Raw genomic sequence first — 22,657 nt, 5'->3', positions numbered from 1 at the left:
GAAGTTTGGCGCAATGCTCGCTCGTGGCTGCGCCACGCGCCGCATGCCAATAGCGCAAAGCCAACGAGAAGCCCCCTCGCCCGTGGTGGGCGAGGGGGATGGGGGAGGGAGCGGGGGGTGATGCGGGGAAGGCCGCCGGCCGGTATTAGAACGGCAGGCCGTTGGTGAGGGTGGTCCAGCGCACCGCCGAGTGGCCATCGGCGCCATACGGCCGGCGCTGCTTGATGATCGGCTGGTAGGCTGGGTTCTGCCAGCGCTGGTACGCCACTTCCCACAGCGGGTGGATGCTCGACGAGGCCCCGCTGGCCCACGGCCACGCGCTCGGGTTCGTCACATACTTGGCGGCGTAGTCGATCGCCAGCTTGAAGCGGCCGTAGCTCCACAGGTCGATGCCGCGCCGCTGCGCAATCACCGCCGCTGCGACCTTGTAGTCGAGCGCTTCCTGCGTGTAGTTCAGGCCGCTGGTGCCACGGCGCGTCTCCTCGGGGATGTGGCCGTCGGCGGCGATCAGGTCGACCAGCGACTTCCACTTGGCAATCGCGGCGCTGAAGCCGGCCGCGTCGCCGAGGTAGTCGGTCACCGCGATGCGCATAAACGTGCCGGCGTCGCCCCAGTTGTTCGTGCGCGTCGAGGCGGTGGGCAGGATGACGCTGCGCAGCCAGCCGCGGAAGGCGGTATCGTCGGCGGCGCTGAACGCGCCCGAGGGCTTGATCAGGTTGGCGGCGAACACGAAGCCCGGCGCCACGCGGCTGATGATCAGCGATGTCTGGCACGAGCCGCTGTTGGTGCAGGTGTTGGTCGTGCTCTTGGTGGTCGTGACCCAGGCCATGATGAAGGCGCGGGCCTTCTGGGCGTAGCGGGCGTCGCCGGTGGCGCTGTAGGCGAGCGCCAGGCCATAGGCGGTGGCGGTGTCGTCGACGAACGGGCCAGTGGTGCCGCCGATGTTGAGCGGGTTCTGCGGCGAAGGATTGCTGCCGAGCTTGCCATTGGCGAAGGCGACGACGTTGGAGTAGGCCGATTTGTAGGGCTCGACGCCCTGGTTGGCGAGCTGGATGCGCTGGGCAAGCTCGGCGCTGCTGCCGAGGTAGCCGCCGGTGGCGGGCTGCACCAGCACCAGCGGGCCGCCGGCCGCCGCAGTGGCGGCAGTGTCGGCTGCGAGCGCGGCGTCGGCGACGGGCATGCCCTCGTCGGGGGCGGCGGTGTCGGCCGCGTCGTCGGCAATATCGGCGTCATCGGCCGGGTCGGCTACAGCGGTAGGCGCAGGCGCGGTCGAGTCGCTCGGCGCCACGCCAGGCTGGGTGGTGAGCGCCAGCTCGGGGGCTTCGGCGCGCTCGCGCGAGCGGAACTGCACGCCCGAGGCTGTGTCGGCGCTGAGCGCGAAGGCGTAGGTGCCGTCGCCGGTGATCAGCTGGCCGAGGTCGAAGTCGACCCACTGGCCTTTGGCGAGCGGCGCAGGCGCCAGCTCAGCCACCTGCGCGCCAAGCGCGGGCTGCTGCTGCCAGCTCAGGGCCTGCTCGTCCCAGTCGGCGGCGGCGCTGAACAGCTTCAGGCCAACCGGCTGGTCGCTGCCCTTGATCGTGTACAGGCGCAGGTGGCTGGCGGCCACGCTGTTCGCGCCAAGGCCGTTCACCGCAAAGCGCAGGAAGATCAGCGTGCGTGGGTCGCCGCGCGCTTCGAGCCGGCTCGTGCGGCCGTAGCCCTTGTCGGGGCGGCGGCTGGTGGCGAAGGTGTCGGCGGCGGCCTTGACGGTAGCCGAGCCGCTGGCGGCCTTCGAGAACTGCGGCAGGCCAACCGCCACGGCGCTGGCGATCAGGCAGGTGAGCAGGAAGATGGTGCCGAGCAGCTTGGCCAGCCCCGGCTTGCGCGAGTGGCTGGGGTGCTGCGCTTCGGTTGCGATACGATGGTTCATCGTGTGCCTCCTTAAACGTTGCGGGCGATGTGAAAGTGGTACGGGCGTTGTGTCGGGCGGGACGAAGGGCTGGATTGGGCCGGGCGCGTGGGCGGTAGGCCCGGCGCGCCGGCTGCGTTTCCGCACGCCGCTTGGGCGGCTCGCGGAACCTGCCTGGTGTGTTCCCTGGTTGTTAAGGTGCGAAGCCGGGTGGCTGCGATGTGTTTTAACGGCTCCTTAACCCTGCACCAGGGTAGCACCGCGCAAGGGCCAGCGTCTACGGCTGGATGCTCGGCAAATGTTCAGCGCCGCGCGCCGGCTGCGAGAAATGTTAAAAAAGTGTAAAAAGGGGCATTCGTGCGGGCGAAAGCCGCAGTGGCAGTTGGGCGGCGCGGCAGCCCGCGCGTGCCAGGTTTGTTGCCGCGCGTGCCAGGCGGCGTTGCCAGGGGGCGCATGGCGCCGCGCTATGCGCCTGGGCAGGCGCTATGCTATAATGGCGCGGCGCGTGCGGAAGAAAGGCTTTAGTGCCGGAGGAGCGCGATGAACGGCGTCGACCTAATCTTCATCCTGATACTGCTAGGCGGGCTTGCGCTGGGCTTCTTTCAAGGCACGGTGAAGCTGCTGGTGGCGATCGTCGCGTTTTACGTGGCGATCGTGCTGGCGAGCTTGTACTTTCAGTCGGTGGGGAACTTCTTTCGCCTGCGCTTCAACACCACCGCCGATGTCGGCCAGATCACTGCGTTCGCGGTGGTGCTGATGGTGAGCTTTCTGCTGCTGACGATCGCCGGACTGTACACATTTCGGTACTTTCGAATGCCGGTCAGCCTCGATTTCATCGATAAAATCCTGGGCACGCTGCTGGGGCTGCTGATGGCCGCGCTGTTCATGGGCATGCTGGCGGTGCTGCTGAAAGATCTGTTTGTGTTTCGCAGCCCGGCCTCGAGCGCGTCGCTGCCGTTCATGATCGCGACGCAGAGCAGCGTGCGCGCATCGACGCTGGTGCGCTTCTTTGGCGATAACATCCTGCCGCTGATCTATACGTCGGTGCGCCCGGTGCTGCCGCGCGAGGCCGATATTATTTTCCGGGTACGATAGATGGCAATAAGTGCGCAAACCCTCGAAACCCTCGAGTTCTCTAAGATCCTTGAACGGCTGGCTCGCCACACTTCGTTTTCGGCCTCGCGCGAGCTGGCGCTGGGGCTGCTGCCGAGCACCGACGCCTATGTGATCCGCCGCGGGATCGCGCTGACTAGCGAGGCGCGCCGGCTGCTCGACGACCGGCCCGACACCAGCATTGGCGGCGCGCGCGACATCCGCGGCCCGATCGGGCTGGCGCGGCGCGGCGGCGTGCTCGAGGCCAGCGCGCTGCTCGAGGTGGCGGCTACGCTCGCCAGCGGGCGGCGGCTGCGCGCTCTGCTGCTCAAGCTCGACGCCGCGCAGTTCCCGCTGCTGCAGGAGCTTGGGCACGACCTGCCGAACCTGCCGGCGGTCGAAGACGCGATCACCACGACGATCGGCGACGACGGCACTGTGCTCGATAGCGCCAGCCCCACGCTGGCGCGCCTGCGCAGCGAGGTGCGCGTGGCGTTCGGCCGCCTGCAAGACAAGCTCCAGAGCATGATTAGCTCGTCGCAGTACGCCGACGCGCTGCAGGAGCCGATCATCACCGTTCGCAACGGGCGCTACGTGGTGCCGGTGAAGGCCGGCAATAAGCGCAGCATCCGCGGCCTGGTGCACGACCAGTCGGCCAGCGGCGCGACACTGTATATCGAGCCGCTGGTGATCGTCGAGCTGAACAACCGCTACCGCGAGCTGCAGCTGGCCGAGGAAGAGGAAGTCGCGCGTATTCTGGCCGAGCTTTCCGAGCGCGTGGGCGAGTTCGCCCCGCAGATTGTGGCCGGCGTCGAGGCTATCGCCGCGATCGACCTGGCGTTCGCCAAGGCTAAGTACGCGCTGGCGCTCAAGTGCGTCGCGCCGGAGATTGCCAACGTTGAAGGTTCTGACGCCGCGAATGTACCCAACGTGCAGTCTTCGAACGTGCCGCCTGGGAATGCCCCGCTGCTGCTGACGCAGGCGCGCCACCCGCTGCTCGACCAGGCGACGGTGGTGCCGACCGACCTGCACCTCGGCGGCGAGTTCCGCATGCTGCTGATCACCGGCCCAAACACCGGCGGCAAAACTGTGGCGCTGAAGACCACCGGGCTGCTGGCGCTGATGGCTCAGGCCGGCCTGCACATCCCGGCGTCGGCGCCGGCCCGGCTGCCGGTGTTCGGCCAGGTCTTCGCCGACATCGGCGACGAGCAGAGCATTGAGCAGAGCCTCTCGACCTTCTCGTCGCACATGAGCAATATCATTCGCATCCTTGCCGCGCTCGAGGCCGCCCGCGCCGACTGGCAGTCGGCCGAGCCTACGGCCGCGCTGGTGCTGCTCGACGAGCTTGGGGCCGGCACCGACCCGGTGGAGGGCGCGGCGCTGGCGCGCGCGATCATCGAGCGGCTGCTCGACCTGGACGTGCTGGGCGTGGCCACCACGCACTACGCCGAGCTGAAGGCGTTCGCCTATGCCACCGAGGGCGTCGAGAACGGCTCGGTCGAGTTTGATGTCGAGACGCTGGCGCCGACGTACCGCCTGACGATCGGCATCCCCGGGCGCTCAAACGCGCTGGCGATCGCCACCCGGCTGGGGCTCGACCCCGACCTGGTAGGCCGGGCGCGCGGCATGATGGCGCGCGAAGATGCGCAGGTCGAAGATCTGCTGGCCGGCATCCACCGCGAGCGCGCCGCCAGCGCGGCCGAGCTAAAGCGCGTGGAAGAGCTGCGCGCCGACGCCGAAAAGTACCGCGACCGGCTGGCGACCGAGCTGCACGAGTTCGAGGGCCGTCGCGATGCCGAGTGGCAGGCCGCGCGCGCGCAGATCGACGACGAGCTGCGCGAGGTGCGCGGCCAGCTGCGCCGCCTGCGCGACGAGTTCCGCTCGGTGTCGCTGACGCGCCAGTGGATGGAAGAGGCCGAGCAGCGTCTGCAGACAGTGCAGAGCCAGGCCAAAGAGGCGCAGCGCCCGCAGCCGCCGCGTATTGCCGAGGTGGTGGCCGCGCCAGCGCCCGCCGAGCAGCCCCAGGCGCCGCGGCCGCTGCAGGTGGGCGACACCGTGCTGGTGCGCTCGGTTGGCCTCGAGGGCGAGATCCTGTCGATCGACGAAGAGGATGGCACCGCTGAAGTGCAGGTCGGCGGGTTTCGCATGCAGGCCGAGCTGGCCGAGCTGCGCCGCCCCAGCCGTGCCGAGCGCAAGCAGGCCGTCCAGCGCCGCGCCGAGCCGGCGCGCGCCACGCTGCCGGCTACGCCCGATGTCGCGATGAACTTCGACATGCGCGGCTGGCGCGCCGGCGATGTGCCCGACAAGCTCGAGCGCTACCTGAACGATGCCTACCTGGCGGGGCTGCCGTTTGTGCGGCTCATCCACGGCAAGGGCACCGGGGCGCTGCGCCAGATCGTGCGCGATGTGCTCAAAGGCCACCCGCTGGTTGCCTCGTTTGGCGGCGGCGGCGCCGATGGCGGCGAAGGCGTGACGGTCGCGCGCCTTGCCGAGCGATAAAGGTACGGCGCTGCGCTCCAAGCCTAGCGCTCGCAACGTCTTATGCCCCAAACGGTTGTCTACATTCTGCTGCTGTTCGCGCTTGTGCTGCCAGTGCTTGGCGCGATTGCGCTGCGCCTGCTGGGGCCGCGCCTCACGCCTGTGCGCTTCTACGGCTTTGCGGCCGGCTTGCTGGCGCTGGTGCTGATCAGCGTGCTGCTGCTGGCCCGCGCCGATGTGCCAAGCCTGCAGATCGGCAGCCTGTCGATCCTGCTGCCGGTGTCGTCGCCGGGCGACGCCGAGCTGAACCTGCCTGCCACGCCGCCGGCCGAGGATCTGGCCACCGCACCGGCCGCAGGCGCCACCAGCCTTCCCGCTGCAACGCCGGCCTCGCTCGCGACAGCCGTGCTGACGAGCACGGCCACCGCCGCGCCGACGGAAGTGCCAACCGCCGCGCCTACTGCCGCGCCGACGGAAGTGCCAACCGCCGTGCCGACCGCGGCGCCAACCGCTGCGCCACCCCCGGCTCCCAGCGGCCAGCGCAAGTATACCGTGCAGCCCGGCGACACACTACGCTCGATTGCCGACCAGTTTAAGGTATCGGTGAAGGCGATTATCGACGCCAACCGGCTGACGCCGGCCGAGGCCGACTCGCTGCGCGTTGGGCAAGAGCTGGTGATTCCCTAGATGAGCGAGCCACGCAATCGCCCGCTGGGCAACACCAGCCTGCCGCTGATCGCGCTGACCTTGCTGGCCGGCATCGCGCTAGGCTGGCTGCTGCGCGACCTGAGCGCCTGGCTGCTTCCCTCACCTGCCCAGCCACCAGCCAGCGCCACCCCGGCAGCCGCGCCGGCGCCTACGCTGGGCGCGGCTGCCCCCACGCCGCCGGCTGCCAGCGCCATGCCCGCCGCTGCCCCGTCCGCCACTGCTCTGCCTACTGCACAGCCTACCGTGCCGCCCACACTGGCGCCGAGCGCCACGCCTGCCCCGGAAATCACGGGCTACGCCGGGCACGCGCTGGCCGAGGGCGAAACGCTCGATACACTTGCGGCCGCCGGCGGCAGCACGCCCGACCTGATCGCGCGCTACAACCGGCTGGCGGGCGCGCCCCAGCCCGGCCGCGCGCTGATCGTGCCGCAGCTGGCGGGCGCCACCAGTACTCTGCCCAGCCAGCCGCTGCTGGTGCAGCGCGGCCCCGCAACACGGCCGTGGGTCGCGCTGACGCTCGACGCTGGCGCTAGCGCCGAGCCGGTGGCCGGTATGCTCGATACTCTGCGCGAGCGCGGCGTGACGATCACGTTCTTTCTCACCGGCAAATGGATCAAAGACAACTCCGAGCTGACACGCCGGATTGTAGCCGAGGGCCACGAGATCGCCAACCACACCTTTAACCACCCCGACATGCGCAACCTGAGCGCCGAGGCGATCGGCAATGAGCTGGACGACACCGAGGCGATCTTGAGCGCGACGGCGCCGGGCGCGTCGATCCGGCCGTTCTTTCGCCCGCCCTACGGCGCCTACGACGAGCGCGTGCTGCAGCTGGCGGAGGCGCGCGGCTACCTGCCGGTGTACTGGACGCTCGACAGCCTCGATTCGGTCGGCGAGCCGAAGACGCCCGAGTTCCTGCTCGAGCGCGTCACCGCCAAGCTCACGCCCGAGCAGCTGCGCGGCGCGATCATTCTGGCGCACTGTGGCAGCCAGCCCACCGCCGAGGCGCTGCCGCAAATCCTCGATCGCTTCGCGGCCATGGGCTTCGAGGTGAAGAAGCTCTCGGAGGTGCTGGGCGGCTAGCACCCTGGCGCGATCGGCCCGCGCGTTGCGCATGCCCCAAAACCGGGTATAATCTTCTGGAAAAGAATGGCTTGTGCAAGGTAGTTTGTCGCTTCCTGCGCTCAGCTGGCGCGCTCACTGATCGCGCCAAAACACAGACGATCGCTCAGAAGTTGTTTGAAAAGGGTGGTTTGGAGGGACGAAGTCCCTCCAAGTATTCACTTTTTCTGGCGGGTGGCGGCCACAAACGGCTCCAGAAGGGAAATGCGGGGGCATAGCTCCTCGCGGACCCCCTTTTCAAACAGGCTCTCAAGCAAGGCAAAAGGCTACGGATCATGACAAACCCCGCGACGCAGCGCCCCGCCGAGATGGCGAAAGCATACGAAGCCCAGCAGGTCGAGCAGCGGCTCTACGATTGGTGGGAGCAATCGGGCTTCTTCAAGCCGAGCATCGACCCAGAACGTAAACCCTTTACACTCTCGATGCCGCCGCCCAATGTCACCGGCGAGCTGCACATGGGCCACGCGATGTTTGTGACGATCGAGGACGTGATCGTGCGCTGGCACCGCATGCTGGGCGAGCCGACGCTGTGGCTGCCCGGCACCGACCACGCCGGCATCGCCACGCAGTCGCAGGTCGAGAAGCTGCTGCGCAGCGAGGGCACTAGCCGCCAGCAGGTCGGGCGCGAGGAGTTCCTGCGGCGCACGTGGGAGTGGAAGGCCAAGTACGGCGGCGAGATCACCCGCCAACTGCGGCGGCTCGGCGCGTCGTGCGACTGGTCGCGCGAGCGTTTCACGCTCGACCCGGGCCTCTCGCGCGCGGTGCGTGCCGCTTTCAAGCGCCTGTACGACGACGGCCTGATCTACCGCGGCACCTACCTGGTCAACTGGTCGCCGAATCTCCAGACCGCCGTGAGCGACCTTGAGGTCGAGCACGAAGAGCGCCAGGGGCATCTGTGGTATGTGCGCTATCCGCTTCTGCCGACGAACGACGAAGAACGAAAGACCAACGACCAAGGGGCAGAGCCTTCGTCTTTGGTGGTTGGTTCTTTGTCCAACGCCTGGGGCAGTGGCCACTGGGCCGGCGGCGCGGCCGAGTGGATCACCGTGGCCACCACCCGGCCCGAGACGATCCTGGGCGATACGGCGATCGCCGTCAACCCCGACGACGCGCGCTACGCCGAGCTTGTCGGGCGCTACGCCATTCTGCCCGCGCTTGGCCGGCGCATTCCGATCATCGCCGACAGCTACGTCGACGCCAGCTTTGGCACCGGCGCCGTGAAAGTCACGCCCGCGCACGACCCGAACGACTACGCCATGGGCCAGCGCCACGCCCTGCCGATGATCAATATCATGAACAAGGATGCGACGCTGAACGACGAGGCCGGGCCGTATGCCGGCCAGGATCGCTTCGAGGTGCGCAAAAACCTGGTGGCCGACCTCGAGCGCGAGGGCCTGCTGGTGAAGACGGTGCAGCACACGCTGTCGGTGGGCATCAGCCAGCGCGGCCGCGAGGTGATCGAGCCGCTGCTGAGCGAGCAGTGGTTTGTACGCGCCAAGCCGCTCGCCGATCGCGCGCTCGCAGCCGTGCGCGAGGGCCATACGCGGATCGTGCCCGAGCGCTTTGAGAAAGTCTACTTCCACTGGCTCGAGAACATCCAGGACTGGTGCATTAGCCGCCAGCTGTGGTGGGGCCACCGCATCCCGGTGTGGTATACCGCCGATGGCCAGATGATCGTGCCTGGCCCCGACGACCCCGAGCCGCAGGGCGAGGGGGTGTACCAGGATCCCGACGTGCTCGACACCTGGTTCTCGAGCGGGCTGTGGCCGTTCTCGACGCTGGGCTGGCCCGATGCCACCGAGGATCTGGGCTACTTCTACCCCACCAGCGTGATGGAGACGGGCTACGACATCCTGTTCTTCTGGGTGGCGCGCATGATGATGCTCGGCTGCTACCTCACCGACGCCGCGCCGTTCCACACGATCTACCTGCACGGCCTGGTGCGCGACAAGCAGGGCCGCAAGATGAGCAAAAGCTTCGGCAATGTCGTCAACCCGCTCGAAGTCATGGAACAGCAGGGCACCGACGCGCTGCGCTTCACGCTTGCCACCAGCGGCACGCCCGGCCAGGATCTGAACCTCAACCCCGAGCGGATCGAGGCCGCGCGCAACTTCGCCAATAAGATCTGGAATATCACGCGGTTTGTGATCAGCAAGCTTGGCAGCGAAAGGCCAATCGCGAAAGACGAAAGCAACGCCACTGCAGGCGATCCTTCGCCCTTTGCCCTTCGCCCTTCGTCGCTCACACTTGCCGACAGATGGATCCGCTCGCGCTACCACCGGCTGCTCGGCGATGTCGACCGCCTGATGCGCGCCTATAACTTCGGCGAGGCCGGCCGCCAGATCCACGAGTTTCTCTGGAGCGAGTTCGCCGACTGGTATGTCGAGCTGGCCAAGGTGCAGCTTGAGGGCGACGCGACGCGCCAGGCGGCAACCCGCGCGGTGCTGTACGAGGTGCTCGAAGGCGCGCTGCGGCTGCTGCACCCGTTCATGCCATTTGTCACCGAAGAGGCCTGGCAGTACCTCACACAGAACCAAGGACAAATGACCAAAGACGAAAGTAGCGATGAAGCAAATGCTCCTTCGTCGTTCGCCCTTCGTGCTGCGTCGATTATGGTGGCCCCCTACCCCGCCGCCGATGCGGGTGCGCTCGACGATGCCGCCGAGCGCGATTTCGCGCTGCTGCGCGAGCTGATCAGCGGCGTGCGCAATGTCCGCAACGAGTATAAAGTCGAGCCGGCGCGCTGGGTTGCGGCCACGGTGGCGGCTGGCCCGCGCGCCGCGCTGCTGAACGACCAGCGCGCGCAGATCGTGCGGCTGGCGCGCGTCGCCGACGACCAGCTGCTGGTTGTCGATGCGCTCGCTGCCAAGCCGGCCAACGCCGCGGCGCTGGTGGTTGGCGATGTCGAGGTGTTTCTGCCGCTGGCCGGCCTGATCGACCTGGCAGCCGAGCGCGCGCGCCTGGCGAAAGAGCTGGAGCAGGCCGAGGCCGAGGCCGAGCGCCGCGCGGCCAAGCTCGAGAAGCCCGGCTTCGCCGACAAGGCGCCGGCCAATGTGGTGCAGCGCGAGCGCGACGGGCTTGCGGCTGCGCGCCAGACGGCAGCCAAGCTGCGCGAGCGCATTCAGCAGCTAGGCGACGTATGAGGCGACAGCTCGCGCGCGCGGTTCTGGCGCTGTTCGGCTGGCGTGCCGTCGGCGCCCTGCCCGACGCGCGTACGATCGTGCTGGTGGTGGCGCCGCACACCTCGAACTGGGATTTCCCGGTGATGCTGCTGCTGGCGGTCGCGCTTGGCATCAAAGCCACCTGGATGGGCAAGCACACCCTGTTCCGGCCGCCGTTTGGCTGGATCCTGCGCCGGCTGGGCGGCCTGCCGATCGACCGCACCGCGCGCCATAATGTCGTCGATCAGGCGGTGGCCGCGTTTCGCACGAGCGACCGGCTGGTGCTGGCGGTGCTGCCCGAGGGCACCCGCAAGCGCACGCCCTACTGGAAGAGCGGCTTCTACCACATCGCCAATGGTGCGCGCGTGCCAATGGTGCTTGGCTTCGCCGACTACCGCCGCAAGGTCGGCGGGCTTGGCCCGGCGATCATGCCCAGCGGCGACGCCGAGGCCGATATGGCCGCGATCCGCGCCTTCTACATCGGCGTGGTCGGCAAGCGCCCCGAGCAGTTCGGCGAAATACGCCTGAGGCCACCAGCGGAGGAACCCCAATGATCGAGATCGGCCGCGTCGCGCTGGCGCAGATCCAGCGCTCGTCGCTGAAGGTCGGGCAGAAGCCGTTTCGCTACTACGACCCGGCGCCGCTGCTGGCGGTGCCGCGCCTGCGCCTGACGCCTAGCGGCGCGGTTGGCATCAGCGGCGATGACGAGCTGCTCGACGTGCACAACCGCCAGCACGCCGCAACCCGCAATCAAGGGCCGAACAGCCTCTCGTTCGGCTTCACCAGCCACTACGCGGCCATGCGCGATCGTTTCGGCCAGCACCTGGCCGACGGCGTGGCAGGCGAAAATATTCTGATCGCCAGCGAGCGCGCGTTTGCACTGGCCGACCTGGGGGCGGCGCTGCTGATCCGCGGCGACGACGGCCGCGAAGCGCGCCTGACCGACCTGATCGTCGCCGCGCCGTGCGTCGAGTTCAGCCAGTTCGCCTGCCTCGCCGATGGGCCGCTCACGCCCGAGCAGCTGCGTGCGGCGCTGCAGTTCCTGAACGACGGCGTGCGCGGCTTCTACGCGCGCCTTGCCGATGGCCCCGGCGCCGAGGTGCGCCCCGGCGACCGCGTCTTTGTTGTCGCGTAGGCATTGTGCGCGCAGCCGCTGCGCAGAGATCCGGCGCATACCCCGGCGGCGTACGAGAAGATACTAGCGTCCGCACAGGCCCTGTAAACAAAGAGGAGCGTATGTCAACCCAGACCGCGACCCGTCCATCGGCGCGCCCGGCGTGGCATCACGGCCCGGCTTGGCTCTGGCTGCTCTCGTTCTTCATCTGCATTGGCGCCGACGTGCTGCTTGGCCGCTGGGTGCTGCTGCCGCTGTACATCGCCGGCTTCTACGGCGGCATGATCGTGATCGACCTGTTCACCTACCCCATGCTCGAGCGCTGGCGCGCCTGGCTCCAGCCGCGCGGCGTGTGGGCCTGGTATTTCGTCGAAGTTGGCCTGATGTGGATCGGGACGACGATCGTGCTGGCGATCGTGGGCCTTGTTGGCCCGCGCTGGCTCGAGTGGAGCTGGCAGGGGCCGCGCGCGCTCCAGGCGCTTGGCGCGCTGCTGCTGGCGGCCTCGGTGCTGATTGGCGTCTGGGCGGTGGGGCAGATGGGCTGGGCGCGCGTGCTGTTCGCCGCTGCGCTGTTCCCGCCTGGCCGCGGCGCCGAAGAGCAGAACATCCCGCAGAAGCTGGTGGTGCAGGGGCCGTATCGCTACGTGCGCAACCCGCTGTACGACACCGACATGACCCTGATCGCCGCCACCGCGCTGCTGACGCAAAACTGGGGCATTGTGCTGCTGCTGGCGGCGTATATCACCCAGCTGATCATGCAGCTGCGCCTGGAAGAGCGCGAACTGCGCGCGCGCTTCGGCGGCGCCTACATTCGCTACTGCCAGCTGGTGCCGCGCTTCATCCCGCGCCTCACGCCCGTCGACCCGCGCGAGATCGAAACGCCTGCGGCGCCCGGCAGCGCCGGCTAGAGCGCTGAAAAGAGTGCTTTGGAGGCACGCAGCCCATCCAGGCGCCGGTATTTCTACGCGCAATGGCCCGGAAAAGCCGCAGTCTCACCGTCCTATCAGCTATGCGTATGATACCAGTGCGGAATTTATGGTATAGTACGCATATTACTTCGGCGGCGTATAAATTCGACCGGGCTGAATGCCAGGCCGCATTCTTCCCACAGGCTCACGACGAGCCGATTTGACACACCAACATGAACCGGCGACGACGCTTTGCCAGGCGTTTTGGCATGCAATCGCGGCACGAGTTGTGCGTACGCGAGTGTAGCGGTCTGGCGGTCACATGTTGAGCTACGGAGAGATTGGATGCGCGTTTCGCGACGACGGATGGTTTTGGGTATCACCACGGTTGCCCTTCTGATAGCTGCACTGCCGGCGATCTGGCTGGGCTCGAAATGGAACCGGGCGCTGTCGAACGTCGACAAAATGATCGTCCCCACCGTCACGCTGCCAACCGCCACGCCTGGCGCGCAGGCTGCGGGCGCGTCGTCGCCGGCCGGGGCGGCGCCCACCGCCGAGCCTATGCCTACCGCGATCCCCGAGCCCGAGGGCGTGTCGAATATCTTGCTCGTCGGCACCGACGCTCGCCCCGGCGAAAACGTGAGCCGCACCGACACCCTGGTGCTGGTGCACCTCGATAGCCACTCGAACCGCGTAGGCATGCTCTCGTTCCCCCGCGACCTGTGGGTCAATATCCCTGGCTTTGCCCAGAACCGGATCAACACTGCCTACCTGCTTGGCGAAACCAAGCTTGGCAAGGGCTATGGCCCGGCGCTGCTGAAGCAAACCGTCGGCGACCTGACTGGCCTGCGGATCGATCGGTTCATGCTGATCAACTTCGAGGGCTTCCGCGCAGTGATCGACAAGCTCGGCGGCATCTATGTCGACGTGCCGAAGACGATCGACGACCCGGCCTACCCCACCGACGACTACCGCACGATCAAGATACACTTCGACCCAGGCCGCCAGCTCATGGACGGCGACCGCGCGCTGATCTACGCTCGCACGCGCCATGCCGACAGCGACTTCGGCCGCAACCAGCGCCAACAGCAGGTGCTCATGGCGATCTTCGACCGCGTGCGCGAGCAGGGCCTGCTGAGCCAGCTCACCAGCCTCGACGACTACACCGACGTGCTCAGCAACTACATTCGCACCGATATCTCGCGCGGCGAAATGCTTGGCCTCGCCAGCGTGGGCACCCGGCTGCACCCCGAGGATATCCAGCGCTTCGCGATCGACGCCAAGATGGTGACTCCGCGCACCCAGCCGGCGTACGTGCTGCTGCTGAAAGACCAAAAGGCGCTGCGCCGCCTGGTGAGCCAGATGATCGATCCGAGCGTCGCCTCGGCTGGCGGCGAAGAGCCTGCGCGCTAGCGCCCTATCGAGCCCGCCCGTTCAGCTAACTTCATGAGCCAAACCGCCTCTGAAACTCCCGCCAATCCGGCCGCGAGCCTCGCGCGCCGGATTGCTATTGCCGCCGTGCTGATCGCCGCCGGCAATATCGCCAGCCGCGTGCTTGGCCTTGCCCGCGAGTCGGTGATCGCCGGCACGTTTGGTACCGGCGTCGACACCTTCACCGCCGCGTCGGCCGTGCCGACCCAGCTGTACGACTTGCTGATCAATGGCGCGATCAGCGCTGCGCTCGTCCCGGTGTTCAGCGAGTATGCCGAGGGCGACGAGCGCGAGTTCTGGCGTGTCGCGTCGAGCATGATCAACCTGGTGCTGCTGGCTATGGCGGCGCTCGCGGCGTTCCTGGCGCTGCTCGCGCCGCAGGTTGTGTCGGTGCTGGCCAGTGGCTTTGTGGGCGCCGCCCGCGCCGAGACGATCCTGATGGTGCGGCTGCTGCTGCCCGCGGTGGTGCTGATGGGTCTGTCGGGCCTTGTTACGGCGCTGCTGTATGCCCGCCAGCGCTTTCTGCTGCCGTCCTTCACCACCAGCGCCTACAACACCGGCATCATCCTTGGCGCGCTGCTGCTGGCGCCGTTGCTGGGGCCGCTGAGCCTGGTGGCCGGCGTGCTGATCGGCGCGCTGCTGCAGGTGCTGCTACAGCTGCCGGGGCTGCGCGGCATGCACTACCGGCCCGCGCTCGATCTGCGCCACCCCGGCGTGCGCCGGATCATGCGATTGTACGCGCCGGTGGCGCTTGGCATCACGTTCTCGACGATCGGCGTGGTGATCGACCGCACGCTGGCCTCACGTTTCCCAAGCGCGCTTTCGGCTATGCGCTACGCCACTACGCTGATACAGTTCCCGCTGGGGCTGGTGGCGGCCGCGGTATCGTTCGCGGTGCTGCCAACCCTCTCGCGGCAGGCCAGCGCCGCCGACGAGAGCGCCTTCCGCCGCACGCTTGGCATGGGCCTGAAGGTCGTGCTGCTGTTGATTCTGCCGGCCACCGCCGGGCTGGCGGCGCTGGCCGGGCCGATCACCGCGCTGCTGTTTGAGCGCGGGCGCTTTACCAGCGCCGACACGCTGCTCACCGCACAGGCGCTGCTGCTGTACCTGCCGGGCCTGCCAGCCGCCGCGCTCGATCAGATGCTGCTGTTCGCGTTCTACGCCCACAAGCGCACGCTGGCGCCAAACCTGGTGCAGGGCGCGGCGATTGGCGCCTACCTGCTCACCGCGCTGCCGCTGCTGGCGTTCTCGAACATGGGCTTTGGCGCGCTGGTGCTGGGCAATTCGGCGCAGTGGGTCAGCCACCTGCTGCTGCTGCTGCTGCTCTCGCGCGGCCTGGTGAGCCTGCGTGGCCTGCGGCTGGGCGAAGCGCTGCTGAAGTCGCTGCTGGGCTGCGCGGCGATGGCCGGCGCGATCGTGCTGCTGGCGCGCGTGCTGCCGGGCGGCGCACTGCTGCGGCTGGTTTTGGCCGGCGGCGCGGGCGCAGCGATCTATTTCGGCGTCTGCGTGCTGCTGCGCGTCGAGGCGCTCGACTTCTTTATCGCCGTGCTTGTGCGCCGGCTGCGCCGCGCCAGGAGCCCGGAACCACCACCCGAGAACCCGGCATCAGGCTGATCACTTGCTTGATGCTGCGGGGCGGCTTTGACGCCCGGCAGATGCTGTTTCGGGCTCTGGCAGAGCCGCCGTTCTGCCAGAGCCCGAAAAACGGAAACCTTTGGAGGGCCGCAGACCCTCCAAACCTTCCACAGAAGCTACTAGCGCTCGATTGTGAGCCACAAGCCCGGCCCGAGCTGCTCGAAGCCATCGGCGGGCGTGTCGGCGAAGGCTAGGGATTGGGCGCGCGTAACGCTGCGGATGTCGGCGGCGCAGGCCGCGAGCTGGTCGCGCACCTCCGCTTCGGCGGCGATCGTCAGCCGCGCCAGCGGCGCCGCCAGCCCAAGCTGCTGGCTGCTCTTGAAGCGCCGCACCGCGCCGGTGAGCGCCAGCAGCGCCTCGCCGGCGCGCTCCGCTGCCGGGTCGATCAGCGCTTGATCCGCTGCAGGCCAGGCGCTGGTATGGATCGAGCGCTCGCCATCGGCCGCAAACAGCTGCTGGTAGATCTCCTCGGCGACAAACGGCAGCACCGGGGCGAGCAGCTTGAGGATCGTGCGCAGCGTACGCGCCAGCGCCAGGCGCGCGGCGTCGCGCTCGGCGCCGCCGGCGTCGTACAGCCGGCTCTTCACCCACTCCAGGTAGTTATCGCAGAACGTATTCCAGAAGAAACGCTCGGTCGCGTCCAGCGCTGCGGCGTACTCGTAGCCCTCGAAGCTGGCTGTGACGCGGCCAACCAGCCGCTGCAGCCACGAAAGCAGCGCGCGATCGCTCCACCACAGCGCCGCTGAGCCTGCCGGCTCGCCGTCGGCGAGCTGCGCCTCGATCAGCCGCGCCGCGCTCCACAGCTTGTTGGCCAGCCGCACGCCCTGGCGCATCGTCGCCTCGTCGATCGACTGGTCGGCGCCGACGCTGCCGCTGCATGCCCAGTAGCGCACCGCGTCGGCGCTGTGGCGCGCAATCAGCGCCTCGGGGGTTATCGGCGAGTTGCCCAGCGACTTGTGAATACTGTGGCCCGACGGGTCGAGCCCGTGCCCCGAGATCATCACCGTGCTCCAGGGTGTACGCCCGAAGTGGTAGTGCGACTTCACGATGGCGTAGAATGCCCAGGTGCGAATGATATCGTGGGCCTGCGGGCGCAGGTGCATCGGCAGCAGCTGCGTGGCGCGCGCCCGCTCGCCGATCGGCGCCCCTTGCCGCTCGCCGGCCACGTCGTCCCAGCGCAGCGCAGCGATCAGCGGGCTCACCGACGAGGTGGCCCATGTGTCCATCACGTCGGTGTCGGGTCGCAGATCGGCGTTGCCACAGGCACAGGCGCGTGGCGGTGCGGCGCTGGTCGGGTCGACGGGCAGCTGCGACTCATCGGCCAGCACCACCGCGCCGCAGGCGCCGCAGTGCCAAGCCGGGAAGGGCACGCCGTAGAAGCGCTGGCGCGAGATGCACCAATCCCAGCCCAGGTTGGCCACCCAGTGCTCGTAGCGCGCCTGCATATGCGCCGGGTGCCACTCGATCGCGCGGCCAGCCGCCAGCAGCGCCGGCTTGGCGTCGAGCACACGCACGAACCACTGGCTGGTCTCAAGGATCTCAAGCGGCGTCTTGCAGCGGTCGTGGATGCGCACCGACTGGCGGCTGGCCTGCTGGCCCAGCAGCAGCCCGCGCTCGCCCAGGTCGGCGACGATCCGCTGGCGCGCCTGGGCGAGCGTCAGCCCGGCGTATGCGCCGCCATCGGCGCCAAGCCGGCCCGCGCGCGTCAGCAGCGGGATGAGCGGCAGCGCGTGCGCCTGCCACCAGGCCACGTCGGTGGCGTCGCCGAATGTGCAGCACATCACCGCGCCGCTGCCCTTTTGTGGGTCGACCGCTGCGTCGGCGACGATGGGCACCTGCCGGCCGAACAGCGGCACGATCGCCGAATGCCCAATCAGCGCGGCGTAGCGCGCGTCGTCGGGGTGCACGAGCACGGCGACGCAGGCCGGCAGGAGCTCGGGGCGCGTCGTGGCGATCGGCAGCGAGGACGAAGAATCGAGGACGAAGGACGAAGGCTCGCCAGCCGCGAACCCACCTTCGTCATTGTTCATTCGTCTTTCATCTTCGATTGCGAACGCGAGAGTGTAAAAGACCGTCGCTCGCTCGGCGTCGTCCATCTCGGCCTGGGCGATCGCGGTCTGGCATTCGACGCACCAGGGGTTGGGCGCCTGGGCGCGGTAGATCAGGCCCTGGCGATAAAGATCGAGAAACGACCACTGCGAGATCCGCCGCGCCTGCGGGTCGATTGTCGAGTAGCGCAGCCGCCAGTCGGCGCTGAAACCTAAGCGCTTCCAGAATGCCTCGAAGCGATCCTCAACCGCCTGCGACACCTCGAGGCACATTGCGATGAATTCGCCGCGGCTCAGGTCGCGCGCGCGCACGCCGCGCAGCTTTTCGACATAGCGCTCGGTTGGCAGGCCGTTGTCGTCGAAGCCGAACGGGTAGTAGACATTGTAGCCGCGCATACGCCAGAAGCGCGCCATCGCCTCGGCCTGGACATACGAGTACACGTGGCCGATATGCAGCTCGCCCGAGACGGTGGGCGGCGGGGTGTCGATCGCGAACAGCGGGCGCGGGTCGCGCGGGTCGAACTCGTGCAGGCCCAGCTGCGCCCAGGTTGCTTGCCAGCGGCGCTCGGCGGCGCCCGCGTCGTAGCGTGGTGAAAGGCCCATAATCGATGCTCCTTGTAGTAGATACGAGCGTTGCAAACGGCACCTACATGATCGCCTGGCATGCGATCACCCCCTTCCATTCGCGGCGGCGAGCCGCAGATCAGCCACTAGAAAGCAGTGGTCGGCCCCGGTGTTATTACACTCGACGTGCGCCGCGGCCGGCAGCACGCCGTTCTTGCTCCACACATAGTCGATCCGCAGCAGTGGGAACGGCACCGTGATCGGGCCGAAGCGCTTGTGATCGGGGAATGTGAAGCCGAAGCCCCAGCTTGTCTCGCGAAATGCGTCGTGCATACGTGCGGCCAGCACGCTGTAGCGTGGCTCGCGGTCGCTGGTGTTGAAATCGCCCATCACAATTAGCGGCCCGTCGATCGCGTCGGTCAGGCTCGCCAGCCGGCCGACCTGCCGATCCGTCGATTGCGGATCGTAGCCCACCACCAGCGGTATGCCGGCGATATGGCGCGTGTCGATCACCGGGCCGCCAAGGTGGATATTCATAATTGTGAGGGTCTGCCCGTCGATCGAGAGCGTCACCTGCTGGCCGCGCACATTGTTCTGCACTTCGTCGGCGCTGATGAACGGCTGGCGGCTAATGATCCCGAGGCCCTGCTGGTTCTCGAACGGCCGCAGGTACTGGTATGGGTATATGTCGCGCAGCGAAGCCTGGATGGCGGCGGCCACCGGCTTCGAGAGCTCTTGCAGCGCCACCACGTCGGCGTCTTGCGCGCGAATAGCCGCCAGCACATCGGCGGCGCGGCCGTTGCTGAACAGGTGGTTGAATGTCATCACGCGCAGCGGCCTACCCTCGGGCGTAGCCCTGGCGGCCGGCAGAAAGCGCCCGCCGAACAGCGCCAGGAACAGCACCAGCGTGAGCAGCGCCGCGCCGCGCAGCGGCCACGAGCGCACTGCCAGCGCCAGCGGCAGCAGCAGCAGCAGCGGCACGAACAGCAACGGCGCGATCATCGCGCTCAGCTCGACCCACCAGGCCGCGCGCGGATCGAGCGCCCACAGCGTAGCCAGAACCATAAGAACAACGCAGTAGCAGCATGCCGCGCCAACAAGTAGGCGGCGCGTGGTCTGGATCAACAAGCGCACAACAGGCCCCTTCCAACGAAAAAACCCTCGCCCCGGCCAGGGGCGAAGGCATGCCTCCGCGGTACCACCCCGATTCGGCGGCGCCGTGCGCCACCCTCGTGCGTGCTGTAACGGGCACCCCCGGCGCCGGCTACTGGGCGCGCTGGCTGAGCAGACGATCCAGGCTCAACCCTGCGCGTGTTCCCCGGCGCGGTCTCTCGCGGGCCACGTTCGGCGCGTGCGCACTTGAAGCAGCTCTCAGCCGGCGGCGCTTCATCTCTGTGAGGGCACGGCGCGTACTCATCACGCGAACACCATTGCGAGCATTGTAGCCAGCCCGTAGCGCAATGTCAAGGCTTGCGAGCTCGGCCGTTTGGCCGAACTTTTTGTGCTGTGAAGCAAGAGTACCGGCGTGTTTCAGTACTATCGGGCTACGTTATGCGTTGCCGTGGCGCGCTGAGGCTGGTACAATGCCGGCATCGATATGGCAAAGGAGTAAATAGATCATGTCTACGATTGTCTCCGGTGCGATAGTTATTGCGCTGGTGGGGTGGTTTGCCACGATCATTGTGATCAGCCGCTCGAAGCTCAGCGGCCGGCGCAAGCGGCTGCTGCTGATCCCTTCGTGGCTGCCATGGCTGGCGCTGGCGCTGGGCGCGCCAATTCTCAGCGGGCTGATCTCGTGGCAGGATGCGGTGAACCTGGGTGGTGCGATTACCACCGGGATGCTGGTATCGGTGGTGATCTCGCGCGGTGGGCCGCGGCGCTAGCGAGCGCAGCAAAAAGCGACCGCACGCCCGCGCTATGTGCGGGCATACGATCGCTGATCGTAGGTTTTGCGGGGACGCCAGAACAGCTAGGCGCGGCGCTCGACCAACAGCCGAATAGCGGTGCGCTCTTCGTCGTCGATCGAGACATCGATGAACGACGGGGTGCAGACGATATCGACACCCTCTTCGCTCAGGTAGCTGCGGGCGATCGCCACTGCCTTGATCGCCTGGTTGGTAGCCCCGGCGCCGATCGACTGTACCTCGGCCATGCCGCTATCGCGGATGACGCCAGCAATGGCGCCGGCCACGGCGCTGGGCCGCGATCGCGTGGAGACCTTAAGCACTTCCGCGGTGTGGCGCTCGGGCGCGGCGCCGGTGCTGTCACCGACGGCGCGTGCGATTGGCGCAGCCTGCGATGTATTGGTAGTCATACGTTCCTCCTCCGGTGGTGTTGAATTTAGTGTAGAAGCCGGTCGGATGGTCTCCGAGTCGTGGATGTCGGGGTTCATAGTCGAGACTCCTCTAAGAGCCAGGGCAATGGGGTTCGCGTATACCCCGCAACCCTGCACTGGAATAGCTCTTACCGAGCATAATCGACGGCGCGCGTTTCACGAATAACCGTGACCTTGATCTGCCCGGGGTACTGCAAGCTTTCCTCGATCTTTTTCGCGACATCGCGCGCGAGGTGAATGCTCCCCAGGTCGTCGATTGAGTCGGGCTGAACCATCACACGAACTTCACGGCCTGCCTGGATGGCAAAGGCGCGCTGGACGCCGGTGAACGACGTAGCGACGGTCTCCAGTGCTTCCAGTCGCTTGATATACAGGTCGAGCGTTTCACGGCGCGCGCCCGGGCGCCCGCCCGAGATCGCGTCGACGGCCTGCACGAGAAAAGCCTCGACGGTTTGTGGCTCTTCGTCGTTGTGGTGTGCGGCGATAGCGTGAACGATCGCGGGCGATCGGCCAAGCCGCCGCGCGATATCTGCCCCGATCAGCGCGTGTGGCCCTTGGACTTCGTGATCCACGGCCTTGCCGATATCGTGAAGCAGCGCCGCTGTCTTGGCGACACTGATATTCGCGCCGAGTTCGGCTGCCATATGAGCTGCGAGCAGCGCGCACTCGAGCGAGTGTTGGAGGACGTTTTGCCCGTAGCTGGTGCGATACTTGAGCCTGCCAAGCAGCTTGATCAAGTCGGGGTGCAGGCCCTGCACATTGGCCTCATAGGCCACGCGCTCGCCTTCCTCGCGCATGATCTGCTCGATCTCCTGCTGGGTTTTTGATACGACCTCTTCGATGCGGGTAGGGTGGATGCGGCCGTCCTTGAGCAGCTTGATCAGCGCGACCCGCGCAACCTCGCGCCGCACCGGATCGTGGCACGAGAGCGTCACCGCCTCGGGGGTATCGTCGACGATAATATCGACGCCGGTGATCTGCTCGAAGGCGCGGATATTCCGGCCCTCGCGCCCGATGATGCGCCCTTTCAGCTCTTCGCTGGGCAGCGCCACCGTCGAAACCGTGACTTCGGCCACATACTCGGAGGCGCAGCGCTGGATGGCCAGGCCGATAACCTTACGGGCAAGCTTATCGGCTTCGTCGCGGGCAGCCTTCTCGATCTCGCGGATCCGCCGCGCCGACTCGTCGCGGGCCTCCTCCTCGACCCGTTTGAGAATAATGGTGCGGGCTTCGTCCTGGCTCAGCGCCGAGATGCGCTCGAGCTCGGTGTGCTGCTGTACGCGGAGCTGCTCGGCATCGCGCTGGATCTGCTCGGTCTGCCGCTCGCGGGTTTGAACCTGGCGCTCGCGCCGCTCCAAGCCTTCGAGCTTGCGATCGAGATTTTCCTCTTTGCGCTGTAGCCGCTCCTCTTGCTTGGCGATCGATGCGCGCATTTCGCGCAACTGGGCCTCGGCGTCGTTCCGTAGCCGCAGCGCCTCGTCTTTCGCATTCAGGATGATCTCCTTCTGCTCGGAACGGGCGGCCTCAAGCTTGAGCTTTGCCTCGGCTTCGTTTTGCTGGATGCGGTTTTTGGAATTGCTCGTGTAGACAAAAAAGCTGATGCCATAACCGGCGGCCAAACCGACCACCAATAGCACAGCTAATAGGAGCCAATCCACAGTGTCCTCCTATTTACTTTTTAAGGTGCAGCAGACGGCGGTTCAGCTGGCCGAACCGTCATGCGTGCAACCAGGAAAAATGGTATCCAGATTTATTCTCGATCCATGATTGCCTAATAATACTCGGTGTTCGCTTCTTCTGTCAAGGCGAACGGTGTTTGCGGCTGGTTTGTATATATTGTTCGATATTGTGATGATTATCTCAATAGGTATTGTTGCTTCGATTAGCTACCACATTGTTTCTTTTGGCAGGTATTGCTGCTGTGGCGCTACGGCGTATTTGCGTATGTTTGCGGCGCGATGCCGGCGAACTATGTGTGTAATGCGCGCAACTACGCGCTTCCGCCGAAAGCGCTTTCAGTGGCTGCAAACAACGGCCGAGGGTATCAAAAAGGCCGCGCGCGTGGGCGGCCTGAAAGTGGAAGGAGGAGCGGCAGCGCTGGATGGCAGTTGGGCCGGCGCACGCTCGGCGCCTGGCTGGTGATTCGGTGGGGCTGCTGCACCGGATCTATATC

At 67.0% G+C, this 22,657-nt stretch carries 16 protein-coding genes; 11 read left to right on the top strand and 5 right to left on the bottom strand.

Going from position 1 to position 22,657, the window contains the following annotated elements:
• Window positions 1-145: 145 nt before the first annotated feature.
• Window positions 146-1,909: an alginate lyase family protein gene (locus U0177_RS01740; RefSeq protein ID WP_409568856.1), complete on the bottom strand. Its 1,764-nt coding sequence runs from the start codon at window positions 1,907-1,909 to the stop codon at window positions 146-148.
• 519 nt (window positions 1,910-2,428) lie between these two features.
• Between U0177_RS01740 and U0177_RS01735 the strand changes: the two genes are divergently transcribed.
• From U0177_RS01735 to murJ, 10 genes are all read left to right on the top strand, one after another.
• Entirely contained in the window at window positions 2,429-2,983 is a 555-nt protein-coding gene (locus tag U0177_RS01735) for a CvpA family protein (RefSeq protein ID WP_409568855.1), read from the top strand.
• The gene (locus U0177_RS01730; protein WP_409568854.1) at window positions 2,984-5,479 is read left to right on the top strand and encodes an endonuclease MutS2; all 2,496 of its coding nucleotides are present in this window, start codon (window positions 2,984-2,986) and stop codon (window positions 5,477-5,479) included.
• Window positions 5,480-5,521: 42 nt separating this feature from the next.
• Entirely contained in the window at window positions 5,522-6,145 is a 624-nt protein-coding gene (locus tag U0177_RS01725) for a LysM peptidoglycan-binding domain-containing protein (protein WP_409568853.1), read from the top strand.
• Window positions 6,146-7,249 carry a polysaccharide deacetylase family protein gene (locus U0177_RS01720; protein WP_409568852.1) on the top strand — a complete coding sequence of 368 codons (1,104 nt, stop codon included), beginning with the start codon at window positions 6,146-6,148 and terminating at the stop codon, window positions 7,247-7,249.
• A gap of 314 nt (window positions 7,250-7,563) precedes the next feature.
• A complete protein-coding gene (locus U0177_RS01715; RefSeq protein ID WP_409568851.1) occupies window positions 7,564-10,431 on the top strand; it encodes a valine--tRNA ligase in 2,868 nt (955 codons plus the stop codon).
• Window positions 10,428-11,003, top strand: coding sequence for a lysophospholipid acyltransferase family protein (locus U0177_RS01710; RefSeq protein ID WP_409568850.1), 576 nt, complete (start codon window positions 10,428-10,430; stop codon window positions 11,001-11,003). The genes U0177_RS01715 and U0177_RS01710 overlap by 4 nt, the downstream gene beginning before the upstream one ends.
• Window positions 11,000-11,584: a hypothetical protein gene (locus tag U0177_RS01705; RefSeq protein ID WP_409568849.1), complete on the top strand. Its 585-nt coding sequence runs from the start codon at window positions 11,000-11,002 to the stop codon at window positions 11,582-11,584. The genes U0177_RS01710 and U0177_RS01705 overlap by 4 nt, the downstream gene beginning before the upstream one ends.
• A gap of 101 nt (window positions 11,585-11,685) precedes the next feature.
• Window positions 11,686-12,471 (top strand): methyltransferase family protein, encoded by a 786-nt coding sequence (locus U0177_RS01700; protein WP_409568848.1) that lies wholly within the window; start codon window positions 11,686-11,688, stop codon window positions 12,469-12,471.
• A gap of 366 nt (window positions 12,472-12,837) precedes the next feature.
• The gene (locus tag U0177_RS01695) at window positions 12,838-13,884 is read left to right on the top strand and encodes an LCP family protein (RefSeq protein ID WP_409569074.1); all 1,047 of its coding nucleotides are present in this window, start codon (window positions 12,838-12,840) and stop codon (window positions 13,882-13,884) included.
• Between the two features lie 33 nt (window positions 13,885-13,917).
• The gene (gene murJ / locus U0177_RS01690; protein ID WP_409568847.1) at window positions 13,918-15,516 is read left to right on the top strand and encodes a murein biosynthesis integral membrane protein MurJ; all 1,599 of its coding nucleotides are present in this window, start codon (window positions 13,918-13,920) and stop codon (window positions 15,514-15,516) included.
• Window positions 15,517-15,656: 140 nt separating this feature from the next.
• On the opposite strand, the gene U0177_RS01685 is transcribed toward murJ, so the two are convergent.
• Entirely contained in the window at window positions 15,657-18,188 is a 2,532-nt protein-coding gene (locus tag U0177_RS01685; protein WP_409568846.1) for a valine--tRNA ligase, read from the bottom strand.
• A gap of 66 nt (window positions 18,189-18,254) precedes the next feature.
• The gene (locus U0177_RS01680) at window positions 18,255-19,283 is read right to left on the bottom strand and encodes an endonuclease/exonuclease/phosphatase family protein (protein WP_409568845.1); all 1,029 of its coding nucleotides are present in this window, start codon (window positions 19,281-19,283) and stop codon (window positions 18,255-18,257) included.
• Between the two features lie 485 nt (window positions 19,284-19,768).
• Between U0177_RS01680 and U0177_RS01675 the strand changes: the two genes are divergently transcribed.
• Window positions 19,769-20,032: a hypothetical protein gene (locus tag U0177_RS01675; RefSeq protein ID WP_409568844.1), complete on the top strand. Its 264-nt coding sequence runs from the start codon at window positions 19,769-19,771 to the stop codon at window positions 20,030-20,032.
• Between the two features lie 86 nt (window positions 20,033-20,118).
• On the opposite strand, the gene U0177_RS01670 is transcribed toward U0177_RS01675, so the two are convergent.
• Both U0177_RS01670 and rny read right to left on the bottom strand, forming a co-directional pair.
• Complete coding sequence (locus U0177_RS01670) at window positions 20,119-20,463, bottom strand: stage V sporulation protein S (RefSeq protein WP_409568843.1); 345 nt, start codon at window positions 20,461-20,463, stop codon at window positions 20,119-20,121.
• Between the two features lie 149 nt (window positions 20,464-20,612).
• Entirely contained in the window at window positions 20,613-22,142 is a 1,530-nt protein-coding gene (gene rny / locus U0177_RS01665; RefSeq protein ID WP_409568842.1) for a ribonuclease Y, read from the bottom strand.
• Window positions 22,143-22,657 lie beyond the last annotated feature (515 nt).

This window comes from Kouleothrix sp. (assembly GCF_046328425.1).
Taxonomy (GTDB): Bacteria; Chloroflexota; Chloroflexia; order Chloroflexales; family Roseiflexaceae; genus Kouleothrix.
Note: the sequence above shows the minus strand (reverse complement) of the source record. Positions and strands in the feature narration are given on the sequence as shown.

Bases quoted from the DNA above. Each gene is read 5' to 3' on its own strand.
- U0177_RS01740 (WP_409568856.1), bottom strand. From the start codon at position 1,909: ATGAACCATCGTATCGCAACCGAAGCGCAGCACCCCAGCCACTCGCGC.
- U0177_RS01735 (WP_409568855.1), top strand. From the start codon at position 2,429: ATGAACGGCGTCGACCTAATCTTCATCCTGATACTGCTAGGCGGGCTT.
- U0177_RS01730 (WP_409568854.1), top strand. From the start codon at position 2,984: ATGGCAATAAGTGCGCAAACCCTCGAAACCCTCGAGTTCTCTAAGATC.
- U0177_RS01725 (WP_409568853.1), top strand. From the start codon at position 5,522: ATGCCCCAAACGGTTGTCTACATTCTGCTGCTGTTCGCGCTTGTGCTG.
- U0177_RS01720 (WP_409568852.1), top strand. From the start codon at position 6,146: ATGAGCGAGCCACGCAATCGCCCGCTGGGCAACACCAGCCTGCCGCTG.
- U0177_RS01715 (WP_409568851.1), top strand. From the start codon at position 7,564: ATGACAAACCCCGCGACGCAGCGCCCCGCCGAGATGGCGAAAGCATAC.
- U0177_RS01710 (WP_409568850.1), top strand. From the start codon at position 10,428: ATGAGGCGACAGCTCGCGCGCGCGGTTCTGGCGCTGTTCGGCTGGCGT.
- U0177_RS01705 (WP_409568849.1), top strand. From the start codon at position 11,000: ATGATCGAGATCGGCCGCGTCGCGCTGGCGCAGATCCAGCGCTCGTCG.
- U0177_RS01700 (WP_409568848.1), top strand. From the start codon at position 11,686: ATGTCAACCCAGACCGCGACCCGTCCATCGGCGCGCCCGGCGTGGCAT.
- U0177_RS01695 (WP_409569074.1), top strand. From the start codon at position 12,838: ATGGTTTTGGGTATCACCACGGTTGCCCTTCTGATAGCTGCACTGCCG.
- murJ (WP_409568847.1), top strand. From the start codon at position 13,918: ATGAGCCAAACCGCCTCTGAAACTCCCGCCAATCCGGCCGCGAGCCTC.
- U0177_RS01685 (WP_409568846.1), bottom strand. From the start codon at position 18,188: ATGGGCCTTTCACCACGCTACGACGCGGGCGCCGCCGAGCGCCGCTGG.
- U0177_RS01675 (WP_409568844.1), top strand. From the start codon at position 19,769: ATGTCTACGATTGTCTCCGGTGCGATAGTTATTGCGCTGGTGGGGTGG.
- U0177_RS01670 (WP_409568843.1), bottom strand. From the start codon at position 20,463: ATGACTACCAATACATCGCAGGCTGCGCCAATCGCACGCGCCGTCGGT.